23 protein-coding genes are annotated in these 25,962 nt (G+C 68.5%); 15 read left to right on the forward strand and 8 right to left on the reverse strand.

Features of this window, described 5'->3' with window-relative positions; translation table 11 throughout:
- Window positions 1-37: 37 nt before the first annotated feature.
- Window positions 38-547, reverse strand: coding sequence for a metallopeptidase family protein (locus ACE11G_RS05160; RefSeq protein WP_375003894.1), 510 nt, complete (start codon window positions 545-547; stop codon window positions 38-40).
- A gap of 125 nt (window positions 548-672) precedes the next feature.
- Here ACE11G_RS05160 and ACE11G_RS05165 point away from each other — a divergent pair, with 125 nt between their 5' ends.
- From ACE11G_RS05165 to manA, 3 genes are all read left to right on the forward strand, one after another.
- Window positions 673-1,095: a DUF3499 domain-containing protein gene (locus tag ACE11G_RS05165; protein WP_085950745.1), complete on the forward strand. Its 423-nt coding sequence runs from the start codon at window positions 673-675 to the stop codon at window positions 1,093-1,095.
- 65 nt (window positions 1,096-1,160) lie between these two features.
- Window positions 1,161-2,288, forward strand: a complete 1,128-nt coding sequence (locus ACE11G_RS05170) for a hypothetical protein (RefSeq protein WP_006895862.1) — start codon at window positions 1,161-1,163, stop codon at window positions 2,286-2,288.
- A complete protein-coding gene (gene manA, locus ACE11G_RS05175) occupies window positions 2,288-3,532 on the forward strand; it encodes a mannose-6-phosphate isomerase, class I (protein ID WP_375003895.1) in 1,245 nt (414 codons plus the stop codon). The genes ACE11G_RS05170 and manA overlap by 1 nt, the downstream gene beginning before the upstream one ends.
- A gap of 26 nt (window positions 3,533-3,558) precedes the next feature.
- On the opposite strand, the gene ACE11G_RS05180 is transcribed toward manA, so the two are convergent.
- Window positions 3,559-4,974, reverse strand: coding sequence for a type VII secretion protein EccE (locus ACE11G_RS05180; protein ID WP_375003896.1), 1,416 nt, complete (start codon window positions 4,972-4,974; stop codon window positions 3,559-3,561).
- 114 nt (window positions 4,975-5,088) lie between these two features.
- Between ACE11G_RS05180 and eccB the strand changes: the two genes are divergently transcribed.
- Complete coding sequence (gene eccB / locus ACE11G_RS05185; RefSeq protein ID WP_006895865.1) at window positions 5,089-6,483, forward strand: type VII secretion protein EccB; 1,395 nt, start codon at window positions 5,089-5,091, stop codon at window positions 6,481-6,483.
- On the opposite strand, the gene ACE11G_RS05190 is transcribed toward eccB, so the two are convergent.
- The gene (locus ACE11G_RS05190; RefSeq protein ID WP_051999628.1) at window positions 6,470-7,093 is read right to left on the reverse strand and encodes a TetR/AcrR family transcriptional regulator; all 624 of its coding nucleotides are present in this window, start codon (window positions 7,091-7,093) and stop codon (window positions 6,470-6,472) included. The genes eccB and ACE11G_RS05190 overlap by 14 nt on opposite strands.
- 175 nt (window positions 7,094-7,268) lie before the next feature.
- On the opposite strand from ACE11G_RS05190, the gene ACE11G_RS05195 reads away from it, so the two are divergent.
- The 5 genes from ACE11G_RS05195 (at window position 7,269) to nrdF (ending at window position 12,362) form a co-directional block, all read left to right on the forward strand.
- Window positions 7,269-7,826 carry an NAD(P)H-dependent oxidoreductase gene (locus ACE11G_RS05195; protein WP_006895867.1) on the forward strand — a complete coding sequence of 186 codons (558 nt, stop codon included), beginning with the start codon at window positions 7,269-7,271 and terminating at the stop codon, window positions 7,824-7,826.
- Between the two features lie 448 nt (window positions 7,827-8,274).
- On the forward strand, window positions 8,275-8,508 hold the full coding sequence (nrdH, locus tag ACE11G_RS05200) for a glutaredoxin-like protein NrdH (RefSeq protein ID WP_006895868.1): 234 nt from the start codon (window positions 8,275-8,277) through the stop codon (window positions 8,506-8,508).
- A 14-nt stretch (window positions 8,509-8,522) separates the two neighbouring features.
- Window positions 8,523-9,002: a class Ib ribonucleoside-diphosphate reductase assembly flavoprotein NrdI gene (nrdI, locus tag ACE11G_RS05205; protein WP_045537024.1), complete on the forward strand. Its 480-nt coding sequence runs from the start codon at window positions 8,523-8,525 to the stop codon at window positions 9,000-9,002.
- Between the two features lie 75 nt (window positions 9,003-9,077).
- Complete coding sequence (nrdE, locus tag ACE11G_RS05210; RefSeq protein WP_006895870.1) at window positions 9,078-11,312, forward strand: class 1b ribonucleoside-diphosphate reductase subunit alpha; 2,235 nt, start codon at window positions 9,078-9,080, stop codon at window positions 11,310-11,312.
- A gap of 54 nt (window positions 11,313-11,366) precedes the next feature.
- Complete coding sequence (gene nrdF, locus ACE11G_RS05215; protein WP_039867217.1) at window positions 11,367-12,362, forward strand: class 1b ribonucleoside-diphosphate reductase subunit beta; 996 nt, start codon at window positions 11,367-11,369, stop codon at window positions 12,360-12,362.
- A gap of 25 nt (window positions 12,363-12,387) precedes the next feature.
- Here the strand turns inward: nrdF and ACE11G_RS05220 are convergent, their stop codons facing one another.
- From ACE11G_RS05220 to ACE11G_RS05230, 3 genes are all read right to left on the reverse strand, one after another.
- Window positions 12,388-13,140: an SWIM zinc finger family protein gene (locus tag ACE11G_RS05220; RefSeq protein WP_375003897.1), complete on the reverse strand. Its 753-nt coding sequence runs from the start codon at window positions 13,138-13,140 to the stop codon at window positions 12,388-12,390.
- Window positions 13,141-13,153: 13 nt separating this feature from the next.
- Window positions 13,154-16,045, reverse strand: coding sequence for a DEAD/DEAH box helicase (locus ACE11G_RS05225; protein ID WP_006895873.1), 2,892 nt, complete (start codon window positions 16,043-16,045; stop codon window positions 13,154-13,156).
- Between the two features lie 70 nt (window positions 16,046-16,115).
- Window positions 16,116-17,132 (reverse strand): ABC transporter substrate-binding protein, encoded by a 1,017-nt coding sequence (locus ACE11G_RS05230; RefSeq protein ID WP_375004097.1) that lies wholly within the window; start codon window positions 17,130-17,132, stop codon window positions 16,116-16,118.
- A gap of 228 nt (window positions 17,133-17,360) precedes the next feature.
- Here ACE11G_RS05230 and ctaD point away from each other — a divergent pair, with 228 nt between their 5' ends.
- From ctaD to ACE11G_RS05245, 3 genes are all read left to right on the forward strand, one after another.
- Window positions 17,361-19,067 carry a cytochrome c oxidase subunit I gene (gene ctaD, locus ACE11G_RS05235; RefSeq protein ID WP_006895875.1) on the forward strand — a complete coding sequence of 569 codons (1,707 nt, stop codon included), beginning with the start codon at window positions 17,361-17,363 and terminating at the stop codon, window positions 19,065-19,067.
- A 109-nt stretch (window positions 19,068-19,176) separates the two neighbouring features.
- Entirely contained in the window at window positions 19,177-20,403 is a 1,227-nt protein-coding gene (serB, locus tag ACE11G_RS05240) for a phosphoserine phosphatase SerB (RefSeq protein ID WP_006895876.1), read from the forward strand.
- Between the two features lie 4 nt (window positions 20,404-20,407).
- Window positions 20,408-21,151 (forward strand): peptidyl-tRNA hydrolase, encoded by a 744-nt coding sequence (locus ACE11G_RS05245; protein WP_278124446.1) that lies wholly within the window; start codon window positions 20,408-20,410, stop codon window positions 21,149-21,151.
- Window positions 21,152-21,191: 40 nt separating this feature from the next.
- Here ACE11G_RS05245 and ACE11G_RS05250 read toward each other — a convergent pair whose 3' ends face one another.
- On the reverse strand, window positions 21,192-22,256 hold the full coding sequence (locus ACE11G_RS05250) for an LLM class flavin-dependent oxidoreductase (RefSeq protein WP_278124444.1): 1,065 nt from the start codon (window positions 22,254-22,256) through the stop codon (window positions 21,192-21,194).
- A 74-nt stretch (window positions 22,257-22,330) separates the two neighbouring features.
- Here ACE11G_RS05250 and ACE11G_RS05255 point away from each other — a divergent pair, with 74 nt between their 5' ends.
- A complete protein-coding gene (locus tag ACE11G_RS05255; RefSeq protein ID WP_006895879.1) occupies window positions 22,331-23,164 on the forward strand; it encodes an ABC transporter ATP-binding protein in 834 nt (277 codons plus the stop codon).
- 112 nt (window positions 23,165-23,276) lie between these two features.
- Complete coding sequence (locus ACE11G_RS05260) at window positions 23,277-24,101, forward strand: NUDIX hydrolase (protein WP_278124442.1); 825 nt, start codon at window positions 23,277-23,279, stop codon at window positions 24,099-24,101.
- 31 nt (window positions 24,102-24,132) lie between these two features.
- Here ACE11G_RS05260 and ligD read toward each other — a convergent pair whose 3' ends face one another.
- The gene (ligD, locus tag ACE11G_RS05265; RefSeq protein ID WP_006895881.1) at window positions 24,133-25,080 is read right to left on the reverse strand and encodes a non-homologous end-joining DNA ligase; all 948 of its coding nucleotides are present in this window, start codon (window positions 25,078-25,080) and stop codon (window positions 24,133-24,135) included.
- 92 nt (window positions 25,081-25,172) lie between these two features.
- Between ligD and ACE11G_RS05270 the strand changes: the two genes are divergently transcribed.
- The gene (locus ACE11G_RS05270) at window positions 25,173-25,961 is read left to right on the forward strand and encodes an enoyl-CoA hydratase/isomerase family protein (RefSeq protein WP_375003898.1); all 789 of its coding nucleotides are present in this window, start codon (window positions 25,173-25,175) and stop codon (window positions 25,959-25,961) included.
- Window position 25,962 lies beyond the last annotated feature (1 nt).

The following is a 25,962-nucleotide window of genomic DNA, read 5'->3' on the forward strand; positions in this document are numbered from 1 at the left end:
AGGGGTCGGGGCGTCTCCGGCGGCGTGCTCGCTGGCGTCAGCCCTCGTCGGGGCCGTCCTCGACGGTCTCCTCGTCCACTCCCAGATAGGTCGCGACCTGCTCGATGAGCACCTCGCGCAGGATCTCGGGCAGTTCCTCGGCGTCATGCGCACGGAGTTCGAGCGGGCGCCGGAACAGGATGATCTGCGCCCGGGTGGGACGGCCGGCCACGTCGATGCCGGCCGGGATCAGCCGGGCCAGCGGCACCTGGCCGTCGGCGGTCACCTCGTCCGGCCATTCCACGGGGCCGTCTCCGCGCGGGAGCATCCGCGGGATGTCGTCCACAGCGACGTCCAGCCCGGTCAGGTGGGTATGCCACCGGCTGTCGATCTCGGCGAAGGCCTCCACCGCCGCGGCGTCGAACAGGTCGGCGCGCGTGCGGTGTCCCGGCATCGAACTCGGCATGAGCGGGCCGCGCAGACCGCGGCCGCGGCGGTCGCGCAAACGGCGGGGAGGAGGCGCGAGCAGGTCGCGTCCGGACCGCAGCGGAACGAGTCGATAGCCCATACCGCACACCTTAGTGTCCCGGCTCCGCACGGCCGGCGCGTCGCTCCTGGGCACGTGGACCGGGTCCGCATCGGATGTGCGTGTCGATTGTCCGCGTCCGGCGTCGAGGCGATAGGCTGAGCGGCGTGAGTGTCCCTCGTCAGTGCTGCAGGCCCGGCTGTTCGCGTATCGCCGTGGCGACCCTGACGTTCGTCTACGCCGAGTCGACCGCCGTCATCGGCCCGCTGTCGGCGTCCGACGAACCCCACTCGTGGGACCTGTGCTCCCAGCACGCCGATCGGATCACCGTGCCGGTCGGGTGGGAGATGATGCGGAGCGAGCGCGGGTTCGCGCAGCCCGCCGAGGACCAGGAGCTCACGGCACTGGCCGAGGCGGTACGTGAGGCCACCGCCACCTCGCCCCGCGTGGGTTTTCTCGCCCATGCCGAGTTCGACGACACACCCCGCGGCAGGCACCGCGCACAGCAGCGGTCGGCAGCCACCCCCGCGGCGACGCCGCGGCCGGGCCGTCGCGGTCATCTGCGGGTACTGCCCGACCCGGTCGACTGAGCTTCGCGCGACCACGATCACGCTCGCGACCGCTTTCCGGCCGGGCGAATACTAGGCTGTGATTCATGTCTGCGTTGACTACTGACCTCGACGACGTCGACGGTCTGCTCGCCGCCGACCGCGATGGTCTGCTGCGGGCCGCCGCCATGGCGGGTGCGCAGGTGCGAGCGGTGTCCCAGGCGCAGTCGGAGGGCGCGCTGGCACGGCTCGCCGACCTGCGACCGCGCGCTGTCGTCGTGGTCACGGGAGCGTCGGCCACCGCTCGGCGCGCCACCGATCTGGTGGTGGCGACCGTCGCGGCCCGTTTCGACGTGCCCCTGGTCAGCGTGCCGACTCTGCCCGGCTGGATCGGTCCGCTCGACGTGGTCGTGATCGCCGGGCACGACGCGGGCGATCCCGCACTCGCCGACGCCGCGGTGCGTGCGCTGCGCCGACGCGCCGAACTCGTCACCGTCGTACCGGTGGAAGGGCCGCTCCGCGAGGCGATCGGTGCCCAGCCGATCGTCGACCTGTCGCCTCGGCTCGTCGTCGATCCGCGCTTCGGCTTCTGCCATTTCGTCGCGGCGCTGACCGCGGTGTGCGTCGCCTTGTCCGCCGTCCGGTTCGCGCCTGCTCCCCCCGATCTCGCCGATCTCGCCGACCGGTTGGACGGGGAGGCCGCAGCTGACCATCCGGGCCAGGAGAGCTTTCACAATCAGGCCAAGCTCCTGGCCATGCGTGTCGCGGACCGGTCGGTGGTGTGGGCCGGTGACACGCCCGGGGCGAACGCCGTCGCCGCTCATGCGTCGGCGGTCGCCTTCAGCGTCGCGGGCACGGTGTCGAGCGCCGCGTCGGAGACCGTGCTGGCAACCGGGCTGCTCGACGGCTCGAACCGTCCGGCACCGGTCGACGACATCTTCTACGACCCGGAGATCGACCCGCCGCGGTCGGCCGCGATCCGCGGGATACTGTTCACCACTGCTTCGCGGCGCTGGTACGCGCAGCAGCGCAATGCCGGGCGCGCCGAGATCGACGTGCTGGCGGAGCATCCTGCGGGGTCCGACTCGGGCGCCGGGGAACCGGATCAGGGATCGGTGGCCGCGACGAGCGATCTGTTCGCCGACGCGCCCGCGGATCTGGGGGAGTACCTGGTGCTGGCGCTGCGCGTGGAACTCGCGGCGGTGTTCGTTCGATTGATGGGAGAAGCGGCCTGATGAAGCTGCTGGCTGGAGTGGTGCGGCCGTATGCGTGGGGATCGCGTACCGCACTCGCCGAGTTGCGCGGCACACCGAGTCCTTCGCCGCACCCCGAGGCCGAACTCTGGTTCGGTGCGCATCCGGCTTCGCCCGCGCGGATCTGCGGCGAGGTGGAGGGTCCGCAGGACCTGCTCGGCGTGATCGAGGCCGATCCGGTGCGCGAGCTCGGCGCCGAGGCCGCCGACCAGTTCGGTTCCCGCCTGCCGTACCTGCTGAAGATCCTCGCGGCCCAGGAGCCGCTGTCGCTGCAGGCGCACCCGAGTCTCGAGCAGGCAGTCGCCGGCTTCGAACGCGAGAACGCCGCGGGCCTGGCGCTGGACGCGCCCGACCGCAACTACCGCGATCCGTCGCACAAACCCGAACTGGTGGTGGCGCTGACGGAGTTCGACGCGCTCGCGGGGTTCCGCGATCCGCACGTCACGGTGGAGATCCTCAAGGCTCTCGCCGTACCCGCCCTGGATCCCTATCTGGGCATGCTGGTGGAGCAGCCGGACGAGACCGGTCTGCGAGCGGTCTTCACCACGTGGCTGACCCTGCCCGAGGCGGTCATCGGTGCGCTGGTCCCCGAGGTGCTCAACGGCGCGGTGCGCGTCCTGGGCGGGGACGACGACCGCTTCACCCTCGAACTGCGGTCCCTGCTCGAGCTCGGAGAGGCGTACCCCGGCGATCCGGGCGTGCTCGCGTCGCTGCTGTTGAACCGGATCCGGTTGCAGCCCGGTGAGGGAATCTATCTGTCCGCGGGCAATCTCCACGCCTACCTGCACGGGATGGCGGTGGAGCTGATGGCGAACTCCGACAACGTGCTGCGCGGCGGGCTCACTCCCAAGCACATCGACGTCCCGGAACTGCTGCGCGTCCTCGACTTCCATCCGGTGTCGATCGACGCCCTGATGCCTCAGGTGCGGAGCCTCGGGACCGAGCGCGTCTATCTGACCCCGGCGCCCGAGTTCCGGCTGTCGCGGGTGGAATTGGACGGCACCGGGCTACACGCCGCGCAGTCGATCAGCTTCGAGATGGCGGGTCCGCAGATCCTGGCGGTGATCTCCGGCCGGGTGGCCGTGGAGGGGAGCGGCGGCGAACTGCTGAAAGCCGGTCCGGGCGATGCGGTCTGGCTGTCGGCGGCCGATCCGGACGTGGTGGTGCGCGCGATCTCGTCCGGTGCCGTCTTCTTCCGTGCGATGGTTCCGGCCCTGCAGCACTGACCGTCCGCGGCTCGACCGCAACGGAGTCAGTCGAGTTCGGTGAGGCTTCGTTCGGCGGCGGTGGAGACCGGGCGCACCGGGACGGTGCAGCCGAGTCCGGATGCGAGGAGGAGTCCGCTGCCGGGATCGTGACGCAGGGTGGGCTCGCGTCCGCCGCGACCGTCGTCCATGCAGTCGTGCCTGCGCAGCAGGGTCGCGCCGGGCGGAACCTCGTGCCCGCCGGCGCGGGTGTCGTCGAACAGCACGTGCGGAGCGGTGGGTCCGCGATCGTTGACGGTGATCCACCGCTCGCCGACTGCATCCGCCAATCGCCGCCAGCGCTGGGGAGTGTCGGACAGGACGGCCACCGACATCCCGATCGCAGCCAGTCGCGCCGCCACTTGTCGTGCGAGCCGGTGGTCGCCGCAGATCGTGCTCGCGGCGACGCCGGGACCGGCCAGGCGAAGCGCCACGGGCGCGCCGGATGCCGCGGCGCCGACGAGCTGACCGTCACCGGCGCAGGGAACGGCCACCGAGCGGCAGATCTGTTCGGTGGCGGCCGGCGGCACCGACGCGGCCCCGCTGCCACGAGAACCGCTGCCACGAGAACGGTCGTCTCGACGATCCTCCGGTGGCGCAGCGATCGGCAGACCCGCGGCGAGCGCGCCGCGGTCGGAGGCGTCGACCGGGACCAGATCGTGACAGCCGTCGCGATCGGAGGCGTGTGCGCCGTTGTCGCGCACCGTCGCGGTCAGCCGCGGACCGGACCGGTCGGCCGTGAGGCTCAGCGTGACGGTCGTCGACACCGCCTCGCTCGAACCCGGAGCGGCCAGCAGCGCGGACAGCGATTCCGGAGAGGTCCCGGCCCATCGGTGGGCGGCGAACCGGAATCCGTCGACGTGTGCGCCGAGCACATCGGACGTCGCGCGCTCGACGGGAGCCCCCTCGGTGAGCCGCATCGTCAGGTCGGTGATCTCGGCAGCCGTCAGCGGACGGGTGGGGATGCCGGAGTCGGCGAGGCGAGCGCGCAGTCGGCGCAGGCACCACAGCGCCGTACGCAGCATCCCGGCGGGCCCGTCACCGCGCATCAGGACCGCCTGCGGACAGTCAGCGGGCCGGATTCGGACCACCAGGTGCACGCTGCGGTGGGTGGGAATCCGCAGTCCGCCGAGCAGCGTCCGATACGCGCCGGCCGCGATGCCGTCGTCCCAGCTGCGCATGGTGTGACTGACGACGTCGATCGCCCAGGGCGCGGCGTCGTGGGCCGACATCGCCGAGAGCACTGCGGGCAACAGACGCGGCGGTGTGGCCCGGGGTGTTCCGACCACCACCGGCGCCGGTTCGTCGGGGGCGATCGCAAGCACCCCGATCAGACTGTCGCCGCAGCGCCGCAGTCCGATGAAACCGTCGTCGGCGGGCACGTCGAACGGTGCCCGGACCTCCCATGGCGCGGTGCGACGCACCAGCATCCTCGCTTGCACTGAGTGCTCCCCCCGAACACGGACTTCGCGAAATCGCCGTGGGACGAGGCTAACCCGCGTCTAACCTCCTTGCGGGGGAATCGATCGGGGGGATTGATGTCACGTCACATCACGACGCGTGCGCAGATCAGCGGGTACCGCTTCGGGGTGGCTCGGGCCGAACACGCGCTCGTGCGCCGCGACGTACGGATGACGCACGATCCGATGCGCGCGCAGTCGCGGGCGCTCGTCGCCGGGACGGTGCTGGCGGTCCTGGTGCTCGCCGGCGCGGCGATCTACGGATTCGTCCGACCGCAACCCGACGTGCGCGATGCCCAGATCGTGGCCGTCGACGGCGGTGGGATGTACGTGCTGATCGACGGCGTGATGCATCCGGTGCCGAACGTCGCGTCGGCCCGTCTGATCCTCGGCAGGCCGCTGCCGGTGCGGCGGGTGAGCGAGCGGTCGTTGAGTCGCTTCCCGCGCGGTGCGGCCGTCGGCATTCCGGACGCACCGGGTGCGCTCGATCGACCGGCGGTGGCCGGACGGTCGACGTGGACCGTCTGCGAGGACGCCGAGGGCAGCGCAGTCGTGGTCGGCGACCTCGCGTCCGCCGCCGAGACGATCGACGCCGATCTCGTGCAGCACGCGGGAGTCGAATGGCTGCTGTACCGGGACCCGACCGGCAGCGGGACCTCCGTTCCGGTCCGGGCCCGCGTCGACCGGTCGCGGGTGGAGTTGGTCCGTGCGCTGGGACTGGAGGGGCGCGAGCCCAGGACGGTGGGGGCGGGACTGTTGAACACCTTCACCGCGCGGCCCGATCTGCGCGTGCCGGAGGTCCCGGATCGCGGGTCACCGGGCGTTCTCGGTCTGCCGGTCGGTTCGGTGGTCGCGACCGCCGGCGTCGACGGAACCCTGCGCTATCAGCTGGTTCTCGCCGACGGAGTGCAGCCGCTGTCCGAGCCTGCGGCCGAGATGATGCGACTGACCGACCCGTCGGCCGCGGACGGAGTACGGCGAGTGGCGCCGGCCGCGGTGGCGGCGCTCACTGTCCGCGAAGTGGTGCCCGTCGCGCATTTTCCGCACGCGGTGCCTCGGTTCGGCGACCCTCCGTCGGTGCTGTGCCATCGCTGGAGCCACGACACCGAGGGGGCCGCGACGGCGGCGCTTCTCGGAGCGCGCCGACTGCCGGTGCCCGACGGCGCCAGACCGGTGGTTCTGGCTTCGTCGGACGGTCGGGGACCGGCGCTCGACCGGGTCTATCTGCGGCCGGGGACGGGTGAGCACGTGGTGTTGACCGGCGTGGACCCGCGGTCGCCGCGCGCGTCGACGCCGTTCTATGTGAGCGATGCGGGCGTGCGTTACCGGTTGGCGGGCGCGGGGATCGGCGAGATCCTCGGGTTGCCGGAACCGGTGCGGGCGCCGTGGCCGATGATCGCGCTGCTGCCGTCGGGGCCGGAGCTGAGCCGGGAGGCCGCGGCGGTCACCTCCGACGGCGTCAGCTCCCGTTGACGAAGCGGCGCACCATCGCCTCCCAGTCGTCGGCGATCTCCTCGCATGTCATGCCGACGACGTCGAGAAGATGGCGCACGGTCAAGGCCATGAGCGGTGCCTGGACGGCGTGGGCGGTGACCTCCAGCCTGCCGTCGATGCCCAGTTCGGCCAGGAGCATCCGCACGTGGAGCGTCGACATCGCCCAGACCGGATGCGATAGATGGTCGGGCTGGTCGGCACCCGCCTCCAGCAGGATATCGAGGTGGTCGACGGTCATCTTGAGTCGCGCGCGGCCGTAGGCGATCAGCCGGTCGAGCGGGGGAGCGCCGGGCCCGAGAGGTTCCGGTCCGGAGAGGAAGGCCTGCTGGAGGTCCGACTCCGAGTGGTCGAGGAGGGCGAGCATCAGTCCCGTCCGGTTGCCGAAACGGCGGAATACCGTGCCCTTGCCGACGCCGGCGGCACGGGCCACCGCTTCCATCGTCACCGCGGACGCGCCCTGACTGTCGATCAGCGATTTGGCGGCCGCCAGCAGCAGCCGACGATTCCGTGCGGCGTCGGCCCGCTCCGGCGACGCAGCGGGCGCGTTCGCCACGTGCAGTTCAAGGGGGCCGGGGCCGTCGGGGAGCATGAGTCGACTGTAAAGCATGTCGGCGTTGTCGCGATTGCGGACACCGGAGGCCGATCCGCGCGCGACCAGCACTTCCATGCTGTGTCCGGTGTCACGGACGGCACCGGGAATCACGGCGGACCGTGGTCCGTTTCATTGGAGGTATCCGTACGTACGTCAGGAAGAGTGTCGCTCCATGTCTGAAGGCAACATCACCATCGCAGTTCTCGTCGGCAGCCTCCGCTCCGGCTCGCACAACCGTGCGCTCGCCGAACTGGCCGCGGCCAATGCTCCCGAGGGGATCTCGTTGAAGATCGTCGAAGGTCTGGGCGAGGTGCCGTTCTACAATGAGGACATCGACACCCCGGATGCGATCCCGGCCGCCGCGGCCTCGCTGCGCGATCAGGTGGCGTCGGCCGACGCCTTCCTCTTCGTCACCCCCGAGTACAACGGCACGATGTCGGCCGTCCTGAAGAACGCCATCGACTGGCTGTCGCGTCCCTACAGCGCCGGCGCGCTCGCCGGGCGTCCGGCCGGCGTCATCGGCGCCGCACTCGGCCGGTACGCGGGCACCTGGTCCCGTCAGGACACGCGCAAGTCGATCGGCGTCGCGGGAGCGAATGTGGTCGAGGCCGTCGAGATCGGCATCGGCACCGGCGCGCTGGGCGACGAGGGCGTGGCGACCGCTGAGACCGCCGAGCAATTGGGCGAGGTGGTCCGGGTACTGGCCGACGAGGTCGCCGTCGCCGCCTGATCGACGCTCCTCCGGCGGGGCCGGCCGCGGATGTCCGCGGCCGGCCCCGCCGTCTGTGTCGAGCCGTCTGCGGCCGGGCTGCCGACGGTGTCAGACCCCGGTGGTGAACTGTGTGTGCAAGGGGCCGCACGGTCCCGGCCGAAGGCGCCGAATCGGCGTCCGCCGGCCCGTCTCGGGCACGCGGATTCGAGACACGCCGGACGCGCCGAGACACGCCGGTCCGCCTGTGGACAACTGTCACGCGACCTGGGAGTTTCAAGAATGTTATTCACAAGTTCTTGTGGTCTAGGAAAACATCAGACACTAGGTGTAGTGTTTGGGGTGTCCGGGGGGCGGACGGCAATCGACCGAATTACGGCGGTGTCGTTCACTGCGAAAGCAGGAGATCCGGTCAGAGAAGTCAAGCAAGTCACTCGCAGCAGATCATTCATCTCAAGGGAGTTCATCGATGGCCATCACCGTCTACACCAAGCCCGCCTGCGTCCAGTGCAACGCGACCTACAAGGCTCTCGACAAGATGGGCCTGGAGTACGACGTCGTGGACATCAGCCAGGACGACGAGGCTCGCGATTACGTGATGGCGCTCGGCTACCTTCAGGCGCCGGTCGTCGTGGTCGGCGACGAGCACTGGTCGGGTTTCCGTCCCGACCGCATCAAGTCGCTCGCCACCAACGCGGCCTGACGGAGGCGAGCCACATGGCCGCCGACACTGAAACCCGAAATCCGCTCATCGTCTACTTCTCGTCGGTGTCGGAGTACACCCACCGCTTCGTTCAGAAGCTGGGGCTCCGCGCGGTCCGGATCCCCCTCATCGACCGCACGTCGTCGTTCCGGGTGGACGAGCCCTACATCTTGATCACGCCCACATACGGGGGCGGGAAGATCAGCGATGCGGGCAGCGTCACCGCTCATGCGGGCGGAGGCTACGTGCCCAAGCAGGTCATCAAGTTCCTGAACATCGAACAGAATCGGTCATTGATCCGCGGCGTCATCGCCGGGGGCAACACCAACTTCGGCGAGGAGTTCGCCCTGGCGGGCGACATCGTCTCGCACAAGTGCCAGGTGCCGTTCCTCTATCGCTTCGAGTTGATGGGAACCACCGACGACGTCGAACGGGTGCGCGCGGGCCTGGCTCAGTTCGCCGCGAGTTCCGCGTTCACCGGCCGGGCCGCCTGACGGCCCGCGCTCACCAGTTTCCGGACCACCAGTTTCCGTCAAGTACGCAAACTTCAGTTTCACCAGGGAGAAGCAGTGTCGCCCACCGCAGTTTCTGTCAGCGAATCCACCGTCTCGGCGAGCAAGTCGGGGGTGCACACGGGTCCGGCCGGCCACGAGCCGGGCGACCTCGACTACCACGCGCTCAACGCGATGCTCAACCTGTACGACGCGGACGGTCGGATCCAGTTCGACAAGGATCGTGAGGCCGCCCGCCAGTACTTCTTGCAGCACGTCAACCAGAACACGGTGTTCTTCCACGATCTCGACGAGAAGCTCGACTATCTCCTCAAGGAGAACTACTACGAGCCCGAGGTCCTCGCGAAGTACGACCGCGAGTTCGTGAAGTTGCTGTTCGGGCACGCCTTCGCCAAGAAGTTCCGGTTCCCGACCTTCCTGGGCGCGTTCAAGTACTACACCAGCTACACGCTCAAGACGTTCGACGGAAAGCGCTACCTGGAGCGTTTCGAGGACCGCGTCTGCATGGTGGCGCTGACGCTGGCCGACGGCGACACCGCGCTCGCGCGCAATCTGGTCGACGAGATCATGGACGGCCGGTTCCAGCCGGCCACGCCGACCTTCCTGAACTCGGGCAAGAAGCAGCGCGGCGAGCCGGTCTCGTGCTTCCTGCTGCGCATCGAGGACAACATGGAGTCGATCGGCCGATCGATCAACTCCGCGCTGCAGTTGAGCAAGCGCGGCGGGGGCGTGGCGCTGCTCCTCAGCAACGTCCGCGAGCACGGCGCGCCGATCAAGCGCATCGAGAACCAGAGCTCCGGTGTCATCCCGATCATGAAGCTGCTGGAGGACTCGTTCAGCTATGCCAACCAGCTCGGCGCGCGTCAGGGCGCCGGTGCCGTGTACCTGCACGCGCACCACCCCGACATCTACCGCTTCTTGGACACCAAGCGTGAGAACGCCGATGAGAAGATCCGGATCAAGACGCTGTCGCTGGGCGTGGTGATCCCGGACATCACCTTCGAGCTCGCCAAGAACAACGACGACATGTACCTGTTCAGCCCGTACGACGTGGAGCGCGTCTACGGCAAGCCGTTCGCGGACGTGAACGTCACCGACGAGTACCACGCCATGGTCGAGGACCGGCGGATCCGCAAGTCGAAGATCAGGGCGCGGGAGTTCTTCCAGACGCTCGCTGAGCTGCAGTTCGAGTCCGGCTACCCGTACATCATGTTCGAGGACACGGTGAACAGGTCGAACCCGATCGAGGGCAAGGTCACGCACTCCAACCTCTGCTCGGAGATCCTGCAGGTCTCGACCCCGTCGGAGTTCAACGAGGACCTCACGTACTCGCATGTCGGCAAGGACATCTCGTGCAATCTCGGGTCGATGAACATCGCCAAGACGATGGACTCGCCGGACTTCGGCCAGAGCATCGAGACCGCGATCCGCGGACTCACCGCCGTCGCCGATCAGACGTCGATCGAGTCGGTGCCGTCGATCAAGCGGGCGAACGACGAGGGTCACGCCATCGGCCTCGGCCAGATGAACCTGCACGGTTACCTGGCTCGTGAGCGGATCTTCTACGGCAGCGAAGAGGGCATCGACTTCACGAACATGTACTTCTACACGGTCCTGTTCCACGCCATCCGCGCGTCGAACAAGATCGCCAAGGAGCGCGGGACGGCTTTCGCCGGCTTCGAGAAGAGCACGTATGCGACCGGTGAGTTCTTCGACAAATACATCGACCAGGTGTGGGAACCGAAGACTCAGAAGGTGCGCGACCTGTTCGCACGCGCGGGCCGTGACGGCGAGAGCGCGCAGCTGTTCGAGTCGGGCATCCACATTCCGACCCAGGACGACTGGCGTGAGCTCAAGGCGTCGGTGCAGCAGTACGGCATCTACAACCAGAATCTGCAGGCGGTGCCGCCGACCGGTTCGATCAGCTACATCAATCATTCGACCAGCTCGATTCACCCGGTCGCGTCGAAGATCGAGATCCGCAAGGAAGGCAAGATCGGCCGCGTCTACTACCCGGCTCCGTACCTGACGAACGACAATCTGGAGTACTACCAGGACGCGTACGAGATCGGTTACGAGAAGATCATCGACACGTATGCGGCCGCGACCCAGCACGTCGATCAGGGTTTGAGCCTGACGCTGTTCTTCAAGGACACCGCGACCACGCGGGACGTCAACAAGGCGCAGATCTACGCGTGGCGCAAGGGCATCAAGACGCTGTACTACATCAGGCTCCGTCAGATGGCGCTCGAGGGGACCGAAGTGGATGGCTGCGTCAGCTGCATGTTGTGAGCTGTTGTCGCACAACGAGATCCAGTCGCCGACTACACCGAATGAGGAATGACGATGACATCGACTAGTCCTGCCGAGGGCGCACCGGTCAAGCTGGTGAACCGGGTCTCGGCCATCAACTGGAACCGAGTCCAGGACGACAAGGACGCCGAGGTCTGGGACCGACTGACCGGCAACTTCTGGCTGCCGGAGAAGGTGCCGGTGTCCAACGACATCCAGTCGTGGGGAACGCTGACCGACTACGAGAAGACGCTCACCATGCGCGTCTTCACCGGGCTCACCCTGCTCGACACCATCCAGGGAACCGTCGGCGCCATCGCGCTCATCCCCGATGCGCTGACCCCGCATGAGGAAGCGGTGATGACCAACATCGCCTTCATGGAGTCGGTGCACGCCAAGAGCTACAGCGCGATCTTCTCGACGCTGTGCTCCACCAAGGAGATCGACGAGGCCTTCCGCTGGTCGGAGGAGAACGAGTATCTCCAGCGCAAGGCGCAGATCGTCATGGATTACTACCGTGGCGACGATCCCCTCAAGCGCAAGGTGGCTTCGACTCTGCTCGAGTCGTTCCTGTTCTACTCCGGCTTCTACCTGCCGATGTACTGGTCTTCGCGCGCCAAGCTCACGAACACTGCCGACATGATCCGGCTGATCATCCGCGACGAGGCCGTCCACGGCTACTACATCGGCTACAAGTACCAGCGCTCTCTGGAAGTGGAGACGCCGGAGCGTCGTCAGGAGCTCAAGGACTACACCTTCGAGCTGCTGTTCGAGCTCTACGACAACGAGACCGACTACACCGAGGCGCTCTACGACGAGGTCGGGCTGAGCGAGGACGTCAAGAAGTTCCTTCGGTACAACGCCAACAAGGCCCTCATGAATCTCGGCTACGAGGCGATGTTCCCGAAGGACGAGACGGACGTGAACCCGGCGATTCTGTCGGCGCTGTCGCCGAACGCCGACGAGAACCACGACTTCTTCTCGGGATCGGGCAGCTCGTACGTGATCGGCAAGGCTGTCAACACCGAAGACGAGGACTGGGACTTCTGACCTCTTGCGGCCGGTCCGGCGCCCGTCAGCGCCGGCCGGTCAGCACGTCGTAGTACGTCGTGAGGTCGTCGAGGGCCTCGCCGACCTCGGTCAGCGGCACCCCGGTGGCGCGCAGCGCCTGCCGCAGGGCCGTCGGGTCGAGGTCGGAGAGCGGGTCGACGGCGGGAAACGACGGGGGAGCGGGCGGCAGACGGTGGTCCCCGTAGGGGTCGTCGGCGACGAGCGGATCGTCGTCGCCCACCGCCGCGTGTCGGTCGCCGTCCTGCACCACCGCCAGCAGTTCGGGCAGGTCGGTGCCCATCACTGTCAGCAGCGTGGTGGGACGCCGGTCGATCTCCGCCGCCACCTCGAACGACACCGCCAGGACATGGGTGCATCGGGGAGCGTCGTCGGGACAACTGCAGTCGGACGTCACGTCGGCCGGCTCGGTGGGTGCGATCAATTCGCCGAGTCCGGTCGGTTGCTCACCGCGGGCGAGGTCGAGCAGGTCGTCGGTGCTGCCCGTTCGGCGCAGCAGTTCCACGACGGTGTCCGGGTCGACGGTGCGCATCTCGAGCCGGACGTCGAAGGGGTCGAGTTGGCTGCCGCGCACCGAAGCCGTCACCACACCGTGCCCGATCCGAAGACCTTCGACGTGCCGCTCTCGGAAGTATCGACGGGCGCCGGTGATGCGGCGGTGATCGGCACCCGACTCCACCACGCCGACGAAGGCGCGCGACCAGCCGGTGATGCCGTAGCCGCGGACTGCGGCCTTCGTCCGCCGTCTGCCGGGACTCATGGACGCTCCGATCTCATTCGGCGACAGCCTCCTCGCGCAGAGCCAGCAGATCCATCAGGGTGTCGTCGTCGAGCTCGGTGAGCCACGACTCGCCGGTGCTGACCGTCAGGCGCGACAGTTCCCGCTTCGCCGCGACCATCTCATCGATCCGTTCCTCCAGCGTTCCGACGCACACGAACTTGCGGACCTGCACATTGCGCGTCTGCCCGATCCGGTAGGCACGGTCGGTGGCTTGATCCTCCACCGCCGGATTCCACCATCGATCGGCGTGGATGACATGATTCGCCGCCACCATGTTCAGGCCCGTTCCGCCGGCCTTCAGTGTGGCGAGAAGCACCGGCGGACCGTCCTCGGCGGCGAACCGCTCGACCATCTCGTCACGCCCGTTGCGGGTGACACCACCGTGCAGGACCGGCACTGCGGCGCCGAGGACCGGTTCGAGCCAGGTCGAGAGCAAGTCGGCGAACGCAGCGAACTGGGTGAAGACCAGCGCGCGGTCGCCCTCGGCGATCAGCGTGGTCAGGACGTCGACGAGGAGTTCGACCTTGCCGGATCGATGGCGGCCCCGCCGCAGCATGGCCGAGCCGTCGTCGAGGTAGTGCGCCGGGTGATTGCAGATCTGCTTGAGCCGGGTCAGGGCAGCGAGGACCGTCCGACGGCGCGGGCCGCTCTGCTGGGTATCGGCGAGTGCCTCATGCAATTCGTTCAGAACGGCTTGATACAGGCCTGCCTGCTCACTGGACAGGTTGGTGCGGACCATCAGTTCGGTCTTCTCCGGGAGATCGGGAGCGATGGTCGGATCGGTCTTCTCCCTGCGCAGAATGAACGGCTTGGTCACGGCCGACAGCCGGGCGACGGCTCGCGCGTCCCGGTCGCGCTCGATGGGTTCGGCGAACCGGGCCCGGAACTTCGAGGCGGTGCCGAGCATGCCGGGATTCACCAGATCGATCACGGCCCGCAGGTCCTCCAGCCGATTCTCGACCGGGGTCCCGGTCAACGCGACTCGCTGGGCGGCCGAGACGGCGCGCAGCGCCTTCGCTGCCGCGGTGTGCACGTTCTTGACGTGCTGAGCCTCGTCGACGACGAGTTCCTTCCATGTCAACGCCGCCAGTGAATCACGGTCGCGCGCGAGAGTCGCGAACGTGGTGAGCACCACGTCGGCGCGGTTCTCGGCGATCCGCTCCGTCGATCGGCCGGTGCCGTGATGGACCACCACCCGCAGATGCGGCGCGAACGACGACAACTCCCGTTGCCAATTGCCGATGACCGACATCGGGCACACCACCAGAGCCGGATCCGATTCCGGGTCGCGCTCGCGGCCGGCGGTGAGCAGCGCGATCACCTGCACGGTCTTGCCCAGACCCATGTCGTCAGCGAGGACGCCGCCTGCCCCGATGGCGCCCAACGCGGTCAGCCACTCCAGTCCGCGCTGCTGGTAGGGACGAAGCTCGGCGCGTAGGCGCGACGGCGGGGGCATCGACGGCGGCACGATGGTCCCGCCCGCGGCGATGTCGTCGAGCCAACCGAGGCCGGAGACCGTCCTGACCGGAACCGGAAGGGTGTCGTCGCGCTCGGTCACCAGAGCGAGGAGATCGGCCATCGTGGGCGCCTGGTCGCCGGGCGCCAGCGCACGTTGGGCCGCGACGAAGGCCGCGGCGCGGCCCAGTGCGGCGCCTTCGGCGCGGAGCCACGTGCCGCGGAGCCGGACGAGATCGCCGCTCTGCTGAGCGAGTTCCTCGATGTCGGACGATGACAGCTCTCGGGAGCCCGGGGCGTCGCCGAGAGCGAGCCGCCACTCGAAATCCGAGATCTCGTCGAGGCCGACGAATCCGGGCCGGGCTCCGCCGCCGGGAGTCTGTTGTGAACGGATCGACAGCGAGGGGGTGACGGCCGCGATCGACGACGGCAGAAGGACGTTCACGCCCGCCGCCTGGAGGTCCGCGGCACCGCGGGCGAGGAGTTCGTCGACCACCGCGGTCGTGAGCAGATAGTCGAGGCTGTGCGGATCGGCTTCGGCGCGGCTCAGCTCGCCGAACGCGCCGACCGCTGTCGCGAGCTCGGTGGTGACGGCATCGAGTTCGTGCGCATCGAGGCGGTGCGGGACCACCGGGACGAGTTCACCGCTCGGACTGCGGACGCAGACCTCGAGGCGCCAGCGCACCTGCTCCGGCGCCATCGGCGGTTCGTCGGGCTCGTCCGGAGGCACGTGAAGGCGCATCACCAGTGCGGGGCGTCCCGGACCGGCGGTGCCGACCCAGTCGTGCCAGGCCTGTGCGCTGCGCGGTCCGATCTCGGCACCGAGATCGGTGGGCGCTCGTTGCGCCAGACCGGCGATGAGCGGTATCGGCGACGTCACCTCCGCTGCCGCGAGGAGCCGGCGGCACTCGTGGTCGACGGCCTCGGCGACGAAGTCGGTGACAGCTCCCCGGGTGGCCAGCGCGGGCGGCGCCGAGTCCTGTGCGATCGACAGCCAGCTGTGCCACGCGGCCCCGGGTACCGGGATCCAGCGCACCTCGTACACCCCGCCGACCAGACAGGTGCTCGGCGCGACGGCGCCTGACGCGATGTAGCGGCGTACGCAGGCGAGGAGGTGACGGTAGTACGCGATGTCGCCGCCGACGCGGAGATGTGCGCAGCGATCGAGGAACTCGACAGCCGACGCCATGCCGAGTCCGCATGCCGGAAGGAACCGGCGCGTGCCGTCGGGGCCGGCGATCTCCACTGTGTGCCGCAGCCGCTTGCGTGACACGAGATCGGTGAGCGCCGCGGGGACCTCGACCGCGTCGCCGAAGACGGTGCCCGGCTCGGTCGGCGCATCGGGCCACACGGCCATCCCGAGCCCGGGAACCCAGCGGATGCGCAGCGGTGCCCGGCTGTGCTGCTCGGCCACGGCGATCGCTGTCATGGCACCAGTTGTAGCTCAGCGGTACGACATCGGCGATGTCGGGAGCGCCGCGAGGCCCGGACCGGCGGAATCAGCCCGCGGAACTGCTGTTGAGGGAGACCTTCACGTCGTTGAGCACCAGCCACGCCGCTGCCAGTCCGGACGTGCCGTACCAGACGGTGTCGTCGACGGAGAGGACTCGGTTCCAGGTGGGCGCGCCCATGTCGAGCCAACGATCGCTGAGGAGGACGCGCTTGCCGCGCTCCAGACCCTCGGGCCCCTCGTAGCTCACATAGATGAGGTCGGCGTCGGCGTCGGTGAAGTCGGCGTCGGTGGCGGGCACCGCCTCGGGCGTGCGCTGGGCGGCGGGCCGGGCGACCCCGATGGTCGCCATGATCTGCGCACCGAAGGAACCGGTGCCCTCGATCATCTCCGCGTCGGGAGTGAAACGGACCAGCGAGACCTCGCTGTGGGGTGCGTCCATCACGCGTCCCACGCGGTGCGCCTCGGTGGTGAATTCGTCGAGACGAGCATTCGCCGCCCCGGTCCGGTTGACGCCCGCCGCGACCGCGCGGAAGGCCGCCTGCCAGTCGGAGGCGGGATCAACGGTGACGATTCGGGCCGTGCCGAGCGCGCCGGTACCGCGCAACGCGTCGAGGCGCTGCCGCGTCTCCGGCGAGGTCAGGACCACCTGGGGGGCGGCGGTGCGCACGGCCGCGCTCGCCGGTGCGTCGCCGAGCGCCGGAACCGACGCCAGCTGCGGGCCCAGATAGGCCGGGACCGACCCGGCCGGCGCGGTCACACCCGTCACTTGAGCGCCCATGCCGAGCGCGCACAGCGCGTCGAGGAGAGCGGGATCGGTGACGACGATCCTGGCCACGTCTGCGCGGCCCGGGTCGGGTGCGGTGGGAGCCAGACAGGTCTTGGCGTAGTCGCGGCCCGGATTCACGATGTTCACCTCGGCGATCCGGGTCACCGTCGTGGAGATGACCGAGCCGTCGGGCGTGCGCAGGACGTCGTCGTCGGCGGCACAGGCGCCGAGGCCGACGGTCAGCGCGACCGCCGTCGCCAGGGCACCGGCGCAGCGCCGCGGGGAGCGGGCAAGCATGGAGAACACCCGCCTACGCTAGCATCGGCGGCTCGCCGTGAAATGGGGCTACCTGCGGCGACGAACGCGGTCTATCTTGGTAATACGACAGATCGTAGGACCCGGTCGGAACGGTGCGCCGGTCTGGTTTACGATCAGTACGTAGCGCTAGCGCCAGAGTTGGCACGACAGCAGAGTTTTGGGCCGTCAGGCCCGGTGCCCGCAATCGGCGCCGAGGAGGAGGAATCTGTGACCGCGGTAGACCAACCGACGACCCGGGTGGAGGCGGAGCGGCCGTATCCGGCCCGCGTCCAGCCCAAGGGCTCGTTCTTCTACAAGCTCATCACGACGACCGACCACAAGCTGATCGGTCAGATGTACATCGCCACCTGCATCGGGTTCTTCCTGGTCGGCGGTCTCATGGCGTTGTTGATGCGTGCCGAGTTGGCGCATCCGGGGCTGCAGTTCCTGTCGAACGAGCAGTTCAACCAGCTGTTCACCATGCACGGCACGGTGATGCTTCTGATGTACGCGACCCCGATCGTGATCGGTTTCGCGAACTTCGTCCTGCCTCTGCAGATCGGCTCGCCGGACGTCGCCTTCCCCCGCCTGAACGCGCTCGGCTACTGGCTGTTCCTGTTCGGCAACCTGGTCGCGCTGGGCGGCTTCCTCACTCCGGGCGGCGCCGCCGACTTCGGCTGGACCGCTTACACCCCGCTGACTGACGCCGTTCACGCTCCGGGCGTCGGTGCCGACCTGTGGATCATGGGCCTGGGTGTCGCCGGTCTGGGCACCATCCTGGGTGCGGTCAACATGATCACCACCGTCGTGTGTCTGCGCGCACCCGGCATGACCATGTTCCGCATGCCGATCTTCACCTGGAACATCCTGGTGACGAGCGTTCTGATCCTGCTGATCTTCCCGCTGCTCACCGCGGCGCTGATGGGTCTGGAGGTGGACCGGCAGTTCGGTGCGCATCTGTACGACCCGGCCAACGGCGGCGTGATCCTGTGGCAGCACCTGTTCTGGTTCTTCGGTCACCCCGAGGTCTACGTCATCGCCCTGCCGTTCTTCGGCATCGTGTCCGAGGTGTTCCCGGTGTTCTCCCGTAAGCCGCTGTTCGGCTACTCGGGCCTGGTGTACGCGACGCTGGCCATCGCGGCGCTGTCCGTCGCTGTCTGGGCGCACCACATGTACGTGACCGGATCGGTCCTGCTGCCGTTCTTCTCGTTCATGACGTTCCTGATCGCGGTTCCGACCGGTGTGAAGTTCTTCAACTGGATCGGCACCATGTGGAAGGGCCGAATCACCTTCGAGACACCGATGCTGTTCGCCATCGGCTTCATCGTCACCTTCCTCTTCGGTGGTCTGACCGGTGTTCTGCTCGCCAGCCCGCCGCTGGACTTCCACATCTCCGACACCTACTTCGTGGTGGCGCACTTCCACTACGTGCTCTTCGGCACGATCGTGTTCGCGACCTTCTCGGGAATCTACTTCTGGTTCCCGAAGATGACCGGTCGCATGCTCGACGAGACCCTGGGCAAGTGGCACTTCTGGCTGACCTTCATCGGCTTCCACGTCACCTTCCTGGTCCAGCACTGGCTGGGCAACGAGGGCATGCCGCGTCGTTACGCCGACTACCTGCCGTCGGACGGTTTCACCACGCTGAACATCGTCTCGACCGTCGGCGCGTTCATCCTCGGCCTGTCGACCCTGCCGTTCGTGTGGAACGTCTTCAAGAGCTACCGCTACGGCGAGGTCGTGACCGTCGACGACCCGTGGGGCTTCGGCAACAGCCTCGAGTGGGCCACCAGCTGCCCGCCGCCGCGGCACAACTTCACCGAGCTGCCGCGCATCCGTTCGGAGCGCCCGGCGTTCGAGCTGCACTACCCGCACATGGTCGAGCGCATGCGCGCCGAAGCCCATGTCGGCTGGGGCAGCAGCAACCAGCACTGACGTCGCGACAGCGACCAGATCAGGCCCGTCCGAGTTCGTTCGGACGGGCCTGATCGTCGTTGGTGGACCTGCCTGGGAGCGAGTCGTCGGTGGCGGCCATAATTGCGGTGTGGAAACGAGCGATGCGAAGCGCACCATTCTGATCACCGTCAGCGGACCCGACCATCCCGGCGTCACCTCCTCCCTGATGGGGGCGTTGTCGTCGGTGGGCGTCGATCTGCTCGACGTGGAGCAGGTCGTGATTCACAACCATCTGACCCTCGGTGTACTGGTGACCGCCGACGGCGATGTGGAGGACCTGCAGGACGCGGTGTCCGCGCAGATGGCCGACCGCGGCATGCACGTCGACATCGACCTCGATCCGCACGGCAGAGAACAGGCCGCCTCCACTCATGCCGTCGTGGTCCTCGGCCGCCCGATCTCCGCGGAGGCCTTCCAGGCCGTGGCCGCCGAACTGCATCGTCAGGGCGCGAACATCGACTCCATCCGCGGAGTGGCCGACTACCCGCTCACCGGCCTGGAGCTGATGATCAAGGCCGTCGACACCGAGGACTCCGACGCGGCCATCCGCGAGGGGCTCGGCGCGGTGTCGGCGAAGTACCCGATCGACGTCGCGGTCGAACGCGGCGGGCTGGCGCGGCGTGCCAAGCGCGTCATCGTCTTCGACGTCGACTCGACGCTCATCCAGGGCGAGGTCATCGAGATGCTCGCGGCCAAGGCCGGCCGCGAAGCCGAGGTCGCGGCGGTCACCGAGGCCGCCATGCGCGGGGAACTGGACTTCGCCGAGTCGCTGCACGAGCGGGTCAAGGCACTTGAGGGCCTCGACGCGGAGGTCATCGACCGGGTCGCGTCGTCCCTGGAACTGACTCCGGGCGCGCGCACCACCATTCGCACCCTGAACCGCCTCGGGTACCACTGCGGTGTGGTCTCCGGTGGCTTCCGCCAGGTGATCGAGCCGTTGGCCGGAGAGCTGGAACTCGACTTCGTGCGCGCGAACACTCTGGAGATCGTCGACGGCAAGCTGACCGGTCGGGTGATCGGAGAGGTGGTCGACCGAGAGGGCAAGGCTCGCGCGCTGGCCGCCTTCGCCGAACAGATGGGCGTCCCGATGGAGCAGACCGTCGCGGTCGGCGACGGTGCCAACGACATCGACATGCTGACCGCCGCCGGCCTGGGCATCGCATTCAACGCCAAACCCGCGCTCCGCGAGGTCGCCGACACCACCCTCGACCATCCGTACCTCGACGCCGTGCTGTTCATGCTCGGCGTCACCCGCGACGAGGTGGAGGCGGCTGACAGTCGCGACGGCGTGGTGCGACGCGTGCCGATCGACTGATCGGATGAGCGTCTCCGTCACCGATCAGTACCGGCGCCTGGTGTCGTACCAGGGTGCCTACGACGATCCCGAGGACCCGCAGAACGTACAGGCCATGCAGATGGTCCTGCACATCGAGAAGAAGGACCCACCCGAGCGCCATTCGCTGCTGGTGTCGGCGGCTCGAGCCGTCGTCCTGCTCTGTCTGGACCCTCGTGTCGCGGCGGACGGGGAGTGGGCCGCACCGATGGACGCCTGGTGCGATGCCCGGATCCGCAAGATCGCCCGACGCGCACGGGGTGCCCAATGGGAGGCGGCTCAAGGCGTACCGGGAGTCACCGCGACCGTGAGCGGCGTGCAGGCTCGGGCGTATGTGCCGAGCCGCATCGGCGACGTCGACAAGCGGATCGCGAAATTGCAGATCGGCGGCACCGAGGTCGACGGCCCGCTACCGGGCGACGATGCACCGGTGGACGGTTCCGCCGTCCTGATCCTCTGGGTCAATCCGGGCCTCGAGATGACGGTGGGGAAGACGGCGGCACAGGTCGGTCACGCGTCGATGCTGGGAGTCCGCTTGATGTCGGAGATGCAGACCGCGGACTGGTATGCGGAGGGCTGTCCCCTGGACGTCCGCCTGCCGGGACCGCAGCACTGGGCCCGTCTCGTCGACGCCGCCGCGGCCGGCGACGCTGTCCCCGTGCAGGATGCCGGTTTCACCGAGATCGCGCCCGGGTCGATGACTGTGATCGCTGAACTCGCCCGGCCGTGAGCTGTTCGGCTCCGCCGCACGGCGGTCGTAGCCGGACCGCTCAGACGCTCGGGGCCAACTTCTCCACGGTGCCGAACCACACCTCGCGATCGCCCGCCAGCGGGGCGAGGATCAATTCGTCGGCGCCGATACGCTCGGCGAACCGATCGAGTCGGCCCAGGACGTCGTCGGGTGTGCCGACCGCGGCGAGCCGAAGCATCTCGTCGACCTGAGCGCCCTGCGGTCCGTCGAGCAGAGCGGCGGCGTCCGCGTCACTCAGGTGACGTCCGCGGTTGAAGAGGAACTTGATCCGCTGCAGTTTCGCCGATCGGAGCTGCTCGTAGGCGCGGTCGGCGTCGTCGTCGGCGATGACGGTCGCGGCCGCAATCACGTACGGCTCGGTCTGTCCGCCGTCGGGTAGCGGTGCGGGCCGGAAGTCGCGCACGTAGAGTTCCACTGCCCGTTCCAGGGCCTGCGGCGCGAAATGCGAGGCGAAGGCGTAGGGGAGACCGAGGGCCGCGGCGAGCTGGGCGCCGAACAGTGATGATCCGAGGATGTAGAGCGGGACACCGGTGCCCGCGCCCGGGGTCGCGACCACACCGTGGACCGAGGAACCCGCGAAGTAGCGCTGGAGTTCCACGACGTCGCCCGGGAAGTTCTCTGCGGCCGCGGGAGTGCGTCGGAGCGCGGTGAACGTGGCCTGATCGCCGCCCGGCGCACGCCCGAGGCCGAGATCGATGCGGCCGGGATGGAGCTCGGCGAGGGTGCCGAACTGCTCGGCGATCGCCAGCGGCGAGTGGTTGGGCAGCATCACGCCGCCGGCGCCGAGACGGATATGGGAGGTGTGGGCCGCCATGTGCGCGACGAGGACCGCGGGCGCTGCGGACGCGATGGCCGGCATGTTGTGGTGCTCGGCGTACCAGATCCGCCGGTAACCGGTCCGGTCCGCGAACTGCGCCATCCGGAGCGAGTGCGCGAGGGACTGGGCGACGGTCTCGCCGGGGCCCACCTGAGCGAGGTCGAGGAGGGAGAACGGGACGCGGGACCGCGCGGCGCGGGAATCGGCCGGCGAGTCTGAGGGATCGGAGACAGCGTCTGAGGGATCGGAAACGACGGAATCGGTCACTGATGGTTCAGCGGTGCGGGGCGTCTTTGTATTCCGCCGCACCGGCGATGTGAGGCATCCGGCACCATGGAGACGTGACCGAACTGATTGCTGACCCCGACCTGCTCATCGATTTTCGCGACGTCTCCCTGGTGCGTGACGGCAAGACGCTCGTCGGCCCGGTGAACTGGCAGGTGGAGCTCGACGAGCGATGGGTGATCATCGGGCCCAACGGCGCTGGGAAGACGTCGCTGCTCCGGATGGCCGCGGCCATGGACTTCCCCACCCGCGGTGAGGCGTTCGTGGTGGGCGAGCGGCTGGGCCGCACCGACGTGCGTGAGCTGTCGACCCGGATCGGCATGGTGAGTTCGGCGATGGCGGCCCGGGTGCCGGGCGACGAACTCGTCTCCGACCTGGTGATCTCGGCAGGCTATTCGGTGCTGGGCCGCTGGCGCGAACAGTACGACGAGATGGACCGGGCGCAGGCGGCGGACATCCTGGAGTCGATGGGCGCCGAACACCTCGCCGATCGCACGTTCGGCACGTTGTCGGAGGGCGAACGCAAGCGAGTGCTGATCGCCCGAGGTCTGATGACCGACCCGGAACTGCTGCTTCTGGACGAGCCGGCCGCTGGACTCGATCTCGGCGGGCGCGAGGAACTCGTCGACCGGCTGAGTGTGCTCGCATCCGATCCGGATTCCCCGGCGCTGGTACTGATCACGCATCACGTCGAAGAGATTCCGCCGGGCTTCACGAACATCATGATGCTGTCCGAGGGCGCCGTGACCGCACAGGGTCCGCTCGACGAGGCGCTCACGGCCGAGAACCTCACGGCGACCTTCCGCCAGAACATCGCGCTCACCCGGGACGACGGCCGTTACTTCGCTCGTCGCGCACGCCGAGCGGGCGGTCACCGTCGCGGGGAATGACCCGACCGGCCCGCCGAATATCGATGCGGCGTTTCTTGGGTATGCGAGTATTGAATCCGGCCGACCGAGCGTAAGTTCGGTCGCAGATGATCGCTCAGTCGAAGGAACGTGCATGTTTGCTGAAGAAGGTTCGGCCCCGGTGCCGCTGCGGGACGCCTCCACGGTCGTCCTCGTCCGAGACTCCGCCGACGGCATCGAGATCTTCCTCCAGCGCAGGGTCAAGCAGATGGCGTTCGCCGGCGGGATGACGGTGTTCCCCGGCGGCGGTGTCGACGATCGCGACCGCGATGCGGAGATCGCGTGGGCGGGCCCGGACGTGGACTGGTGGGGCGAGAAGTTCGGCACCGACGTCGAGACCGTGCGGGCGCTGGTGTGCGCCGCGGTCCGCGAGACCTTCGAGGAATGCGGGGTGCTCCTTGCCGGGTCGTCCGACGCCGTCCATCCGGACCCGGCGAGCCTGGCGGGTGAACGCGCCCGCCTGGTGAACAAGGAGATCTCGTTCGCGCAGTTCTTGAACGAGCACGCACTGGTGCTGCGCACCGATCTGCTCGCGCCGCTGTCGCACTGGATCACCCCCAAGAACGAGGTTCGCCGCTACGACACCCGCTTCTTCCTCGCGGAACTCCCCGCCGGGCAGAACGCCGACGGCGAGACCTCGGAGGCGGCCGCCACCGAGTGGCAGACCGCGGAGCGAGCGCTGGCCGACTGGGAGGCGGGGCGGCACTTTCTGCTCCCGCCCACGTGGTCGCAGCTCCGAGAGGTCGCCCGGTACGCGACGGTCGCCGAACTGATGGCCGCCGAGCACGTCATCGCGCCGGTGGAACCGGCCATCGCCGACCCGGCGGGACTTCAGGGGCTCCGCTTCGCCGACTCCGACGAGTACCTCGCCTCGCTCGCCGACGGCCGGATGGAACGGCTCGGGGACTCCGCGTCGTAGCCGGAGAGGGGCGCGGCATCCGGCGCGGGTGCTACTCGCCGGCGAGTCCGTCTCGGTCGGCCCACTCCAGCAGGGGGTCGAGCCGGAATGCGCGGTCGTCGATCGCGCGGTGAAGGTCGCCGAGTTCGGCGTAGCGGGCGGGCATCGTCGCGACGGTGAAGTCGTCCGGCTCGGCGTCGTCGATCTCGTCCCAGCGCAGCGGCGCCGAGACTGTGGCGCGGGCGTTCGCGCGGATCGAGTACGCGGCGGCCATCGTGTGATCCCTGGCGTTCTGGTTGAAGTCGATGAAGACGGCGTCGGGATCGCGGTCCTTGCGCCACCACGTCACCGTGGCGTCGCCGGGCAGCCGTCGCACCACTTCGGCACCGAAAGCGTGTGCGGCGCGGCGCACGTCGCCGAATCCCCACTCGGGTTCGATGCGAACGTAGACGTGCAGCCCGTGCCCGCCGGACGTCTTCGGGAATCCGCGGATGCCGAGTTCGTCGAGTATCTCGTGGACCACGTGCGCCACCCGGCGGACGCGGGCGAAGTCCGCGCCGGGCATCGGATCGAGGTCGATCCGCCACTCGTCGGGCTGTTCGACGTGCGAGCGCCGCGAGTTCCAGGGGTGGAACTCGACAGTCGCCATCTGTACGGCCCAGAGCACCGCCGCGGGCTCGGTCACGCACAGTTCGTGGACGGTACGCGAGTACCGGGGGAAGAAGATGTCGACGGTCTGCACCCAGTCGGGCGCACCGGCTGGGAGCTTCTTCTGGTGGACCTTCTTCTCCGCCGTCCCGCGAGGGAAGCGGTGAAGCATGCACGGCCGTTCGTACAGAGCGCGGGTGATGCCGTCCGCGACGGCCAGGTAGTACCTCGCGAGGTCGAGCTTCGTGAGTCCGGCATCGGCGAAATAGACACGGTCGGGGCTGCTCACCCGCACGTCGCGAACCGACCCGTCGGGCCCGGGAACCTGCAGTACGACGGCTTCGTCACCCATGCGGCAACACTAATCCCTCTCGGGAGCGTTCAGGTGTCACATGCTTACCGCCCGGTTGGGTCGACGACCTGACTTACCGGTAGCCTGCCCTCATGGCTGAGTTTGTGACGCTGGAGACGTCCGAGGAACATCCGGGCGTCGGGACGATCCTGCTGAACCGTCCGCCGATGAACGCGCTGAACCGTCAGGTCCAGAATGAGCTCGCGGCGGCCGCCGACGAGGCGAGCGTGCGCGACGACGTCAAGGCCGTCGTCATCTACGGCGGGCCCAAGGTGCTGGCGGCGGGCGCCGACATCAAAGAGATGAACGATATGTCGTTCTCGGACATGCAGAAGGTCGCCGGACGTCTGCAGCGGGCGCTGGGGGCGATCGCCGACATCCCGAAGCCGACGGTCGCGGCGATCACCGGTTACGCGCTGGGCGGCGGACTCGAGGTGGCGCTGGGCGCCGATCGGCGCATCGTCGGCGACAACGCCAAGCTCGGCGTGCCCGAGGTGCTGCTCGGAGTGATCCCCGGAGGCGGCGGCACGCAGCGGCTCGCGCGGCTGATCGGCCCCTCGCGGGCCAAGGACATGATCTTCACCGGTCGGTTCGTCGGTGCCGAGGAAGCTCTGCGGATCGGTCTCGTCGACCAGGTGGTGGCACCCGACGACGTGTACGACGAAGCGCTGAAGTGGGCGGGCCAGTTCTCCGGAGCGGCGTCGGCCGCCCTCGCCGCCGCGAAGACCGCCGTCGACTCGGGTGTCGAAGTGGACCTGGCCACCGGACTCAAGATCGAAGAACAGGCTTTCGCGGCTCTGTTCGCGACGCAGGACCGCACCATCGGCATGGAGTCGTTCGTAGCCAACGGCCCGGGCAAAGCCGAATTCACCGGAAAGTAGG

The sequence above is a fragment of the Gordonia sp. PS3 genome (genome assembly GCF_041950545.1).
In the GTDB taxonomy this organism is placed as follows: Bacteria; Actinomycetota; Actinomycetes; order Mycobacteriales; family Mycobacteriaceae; genus Gordonia; species Gordonia sihwensis.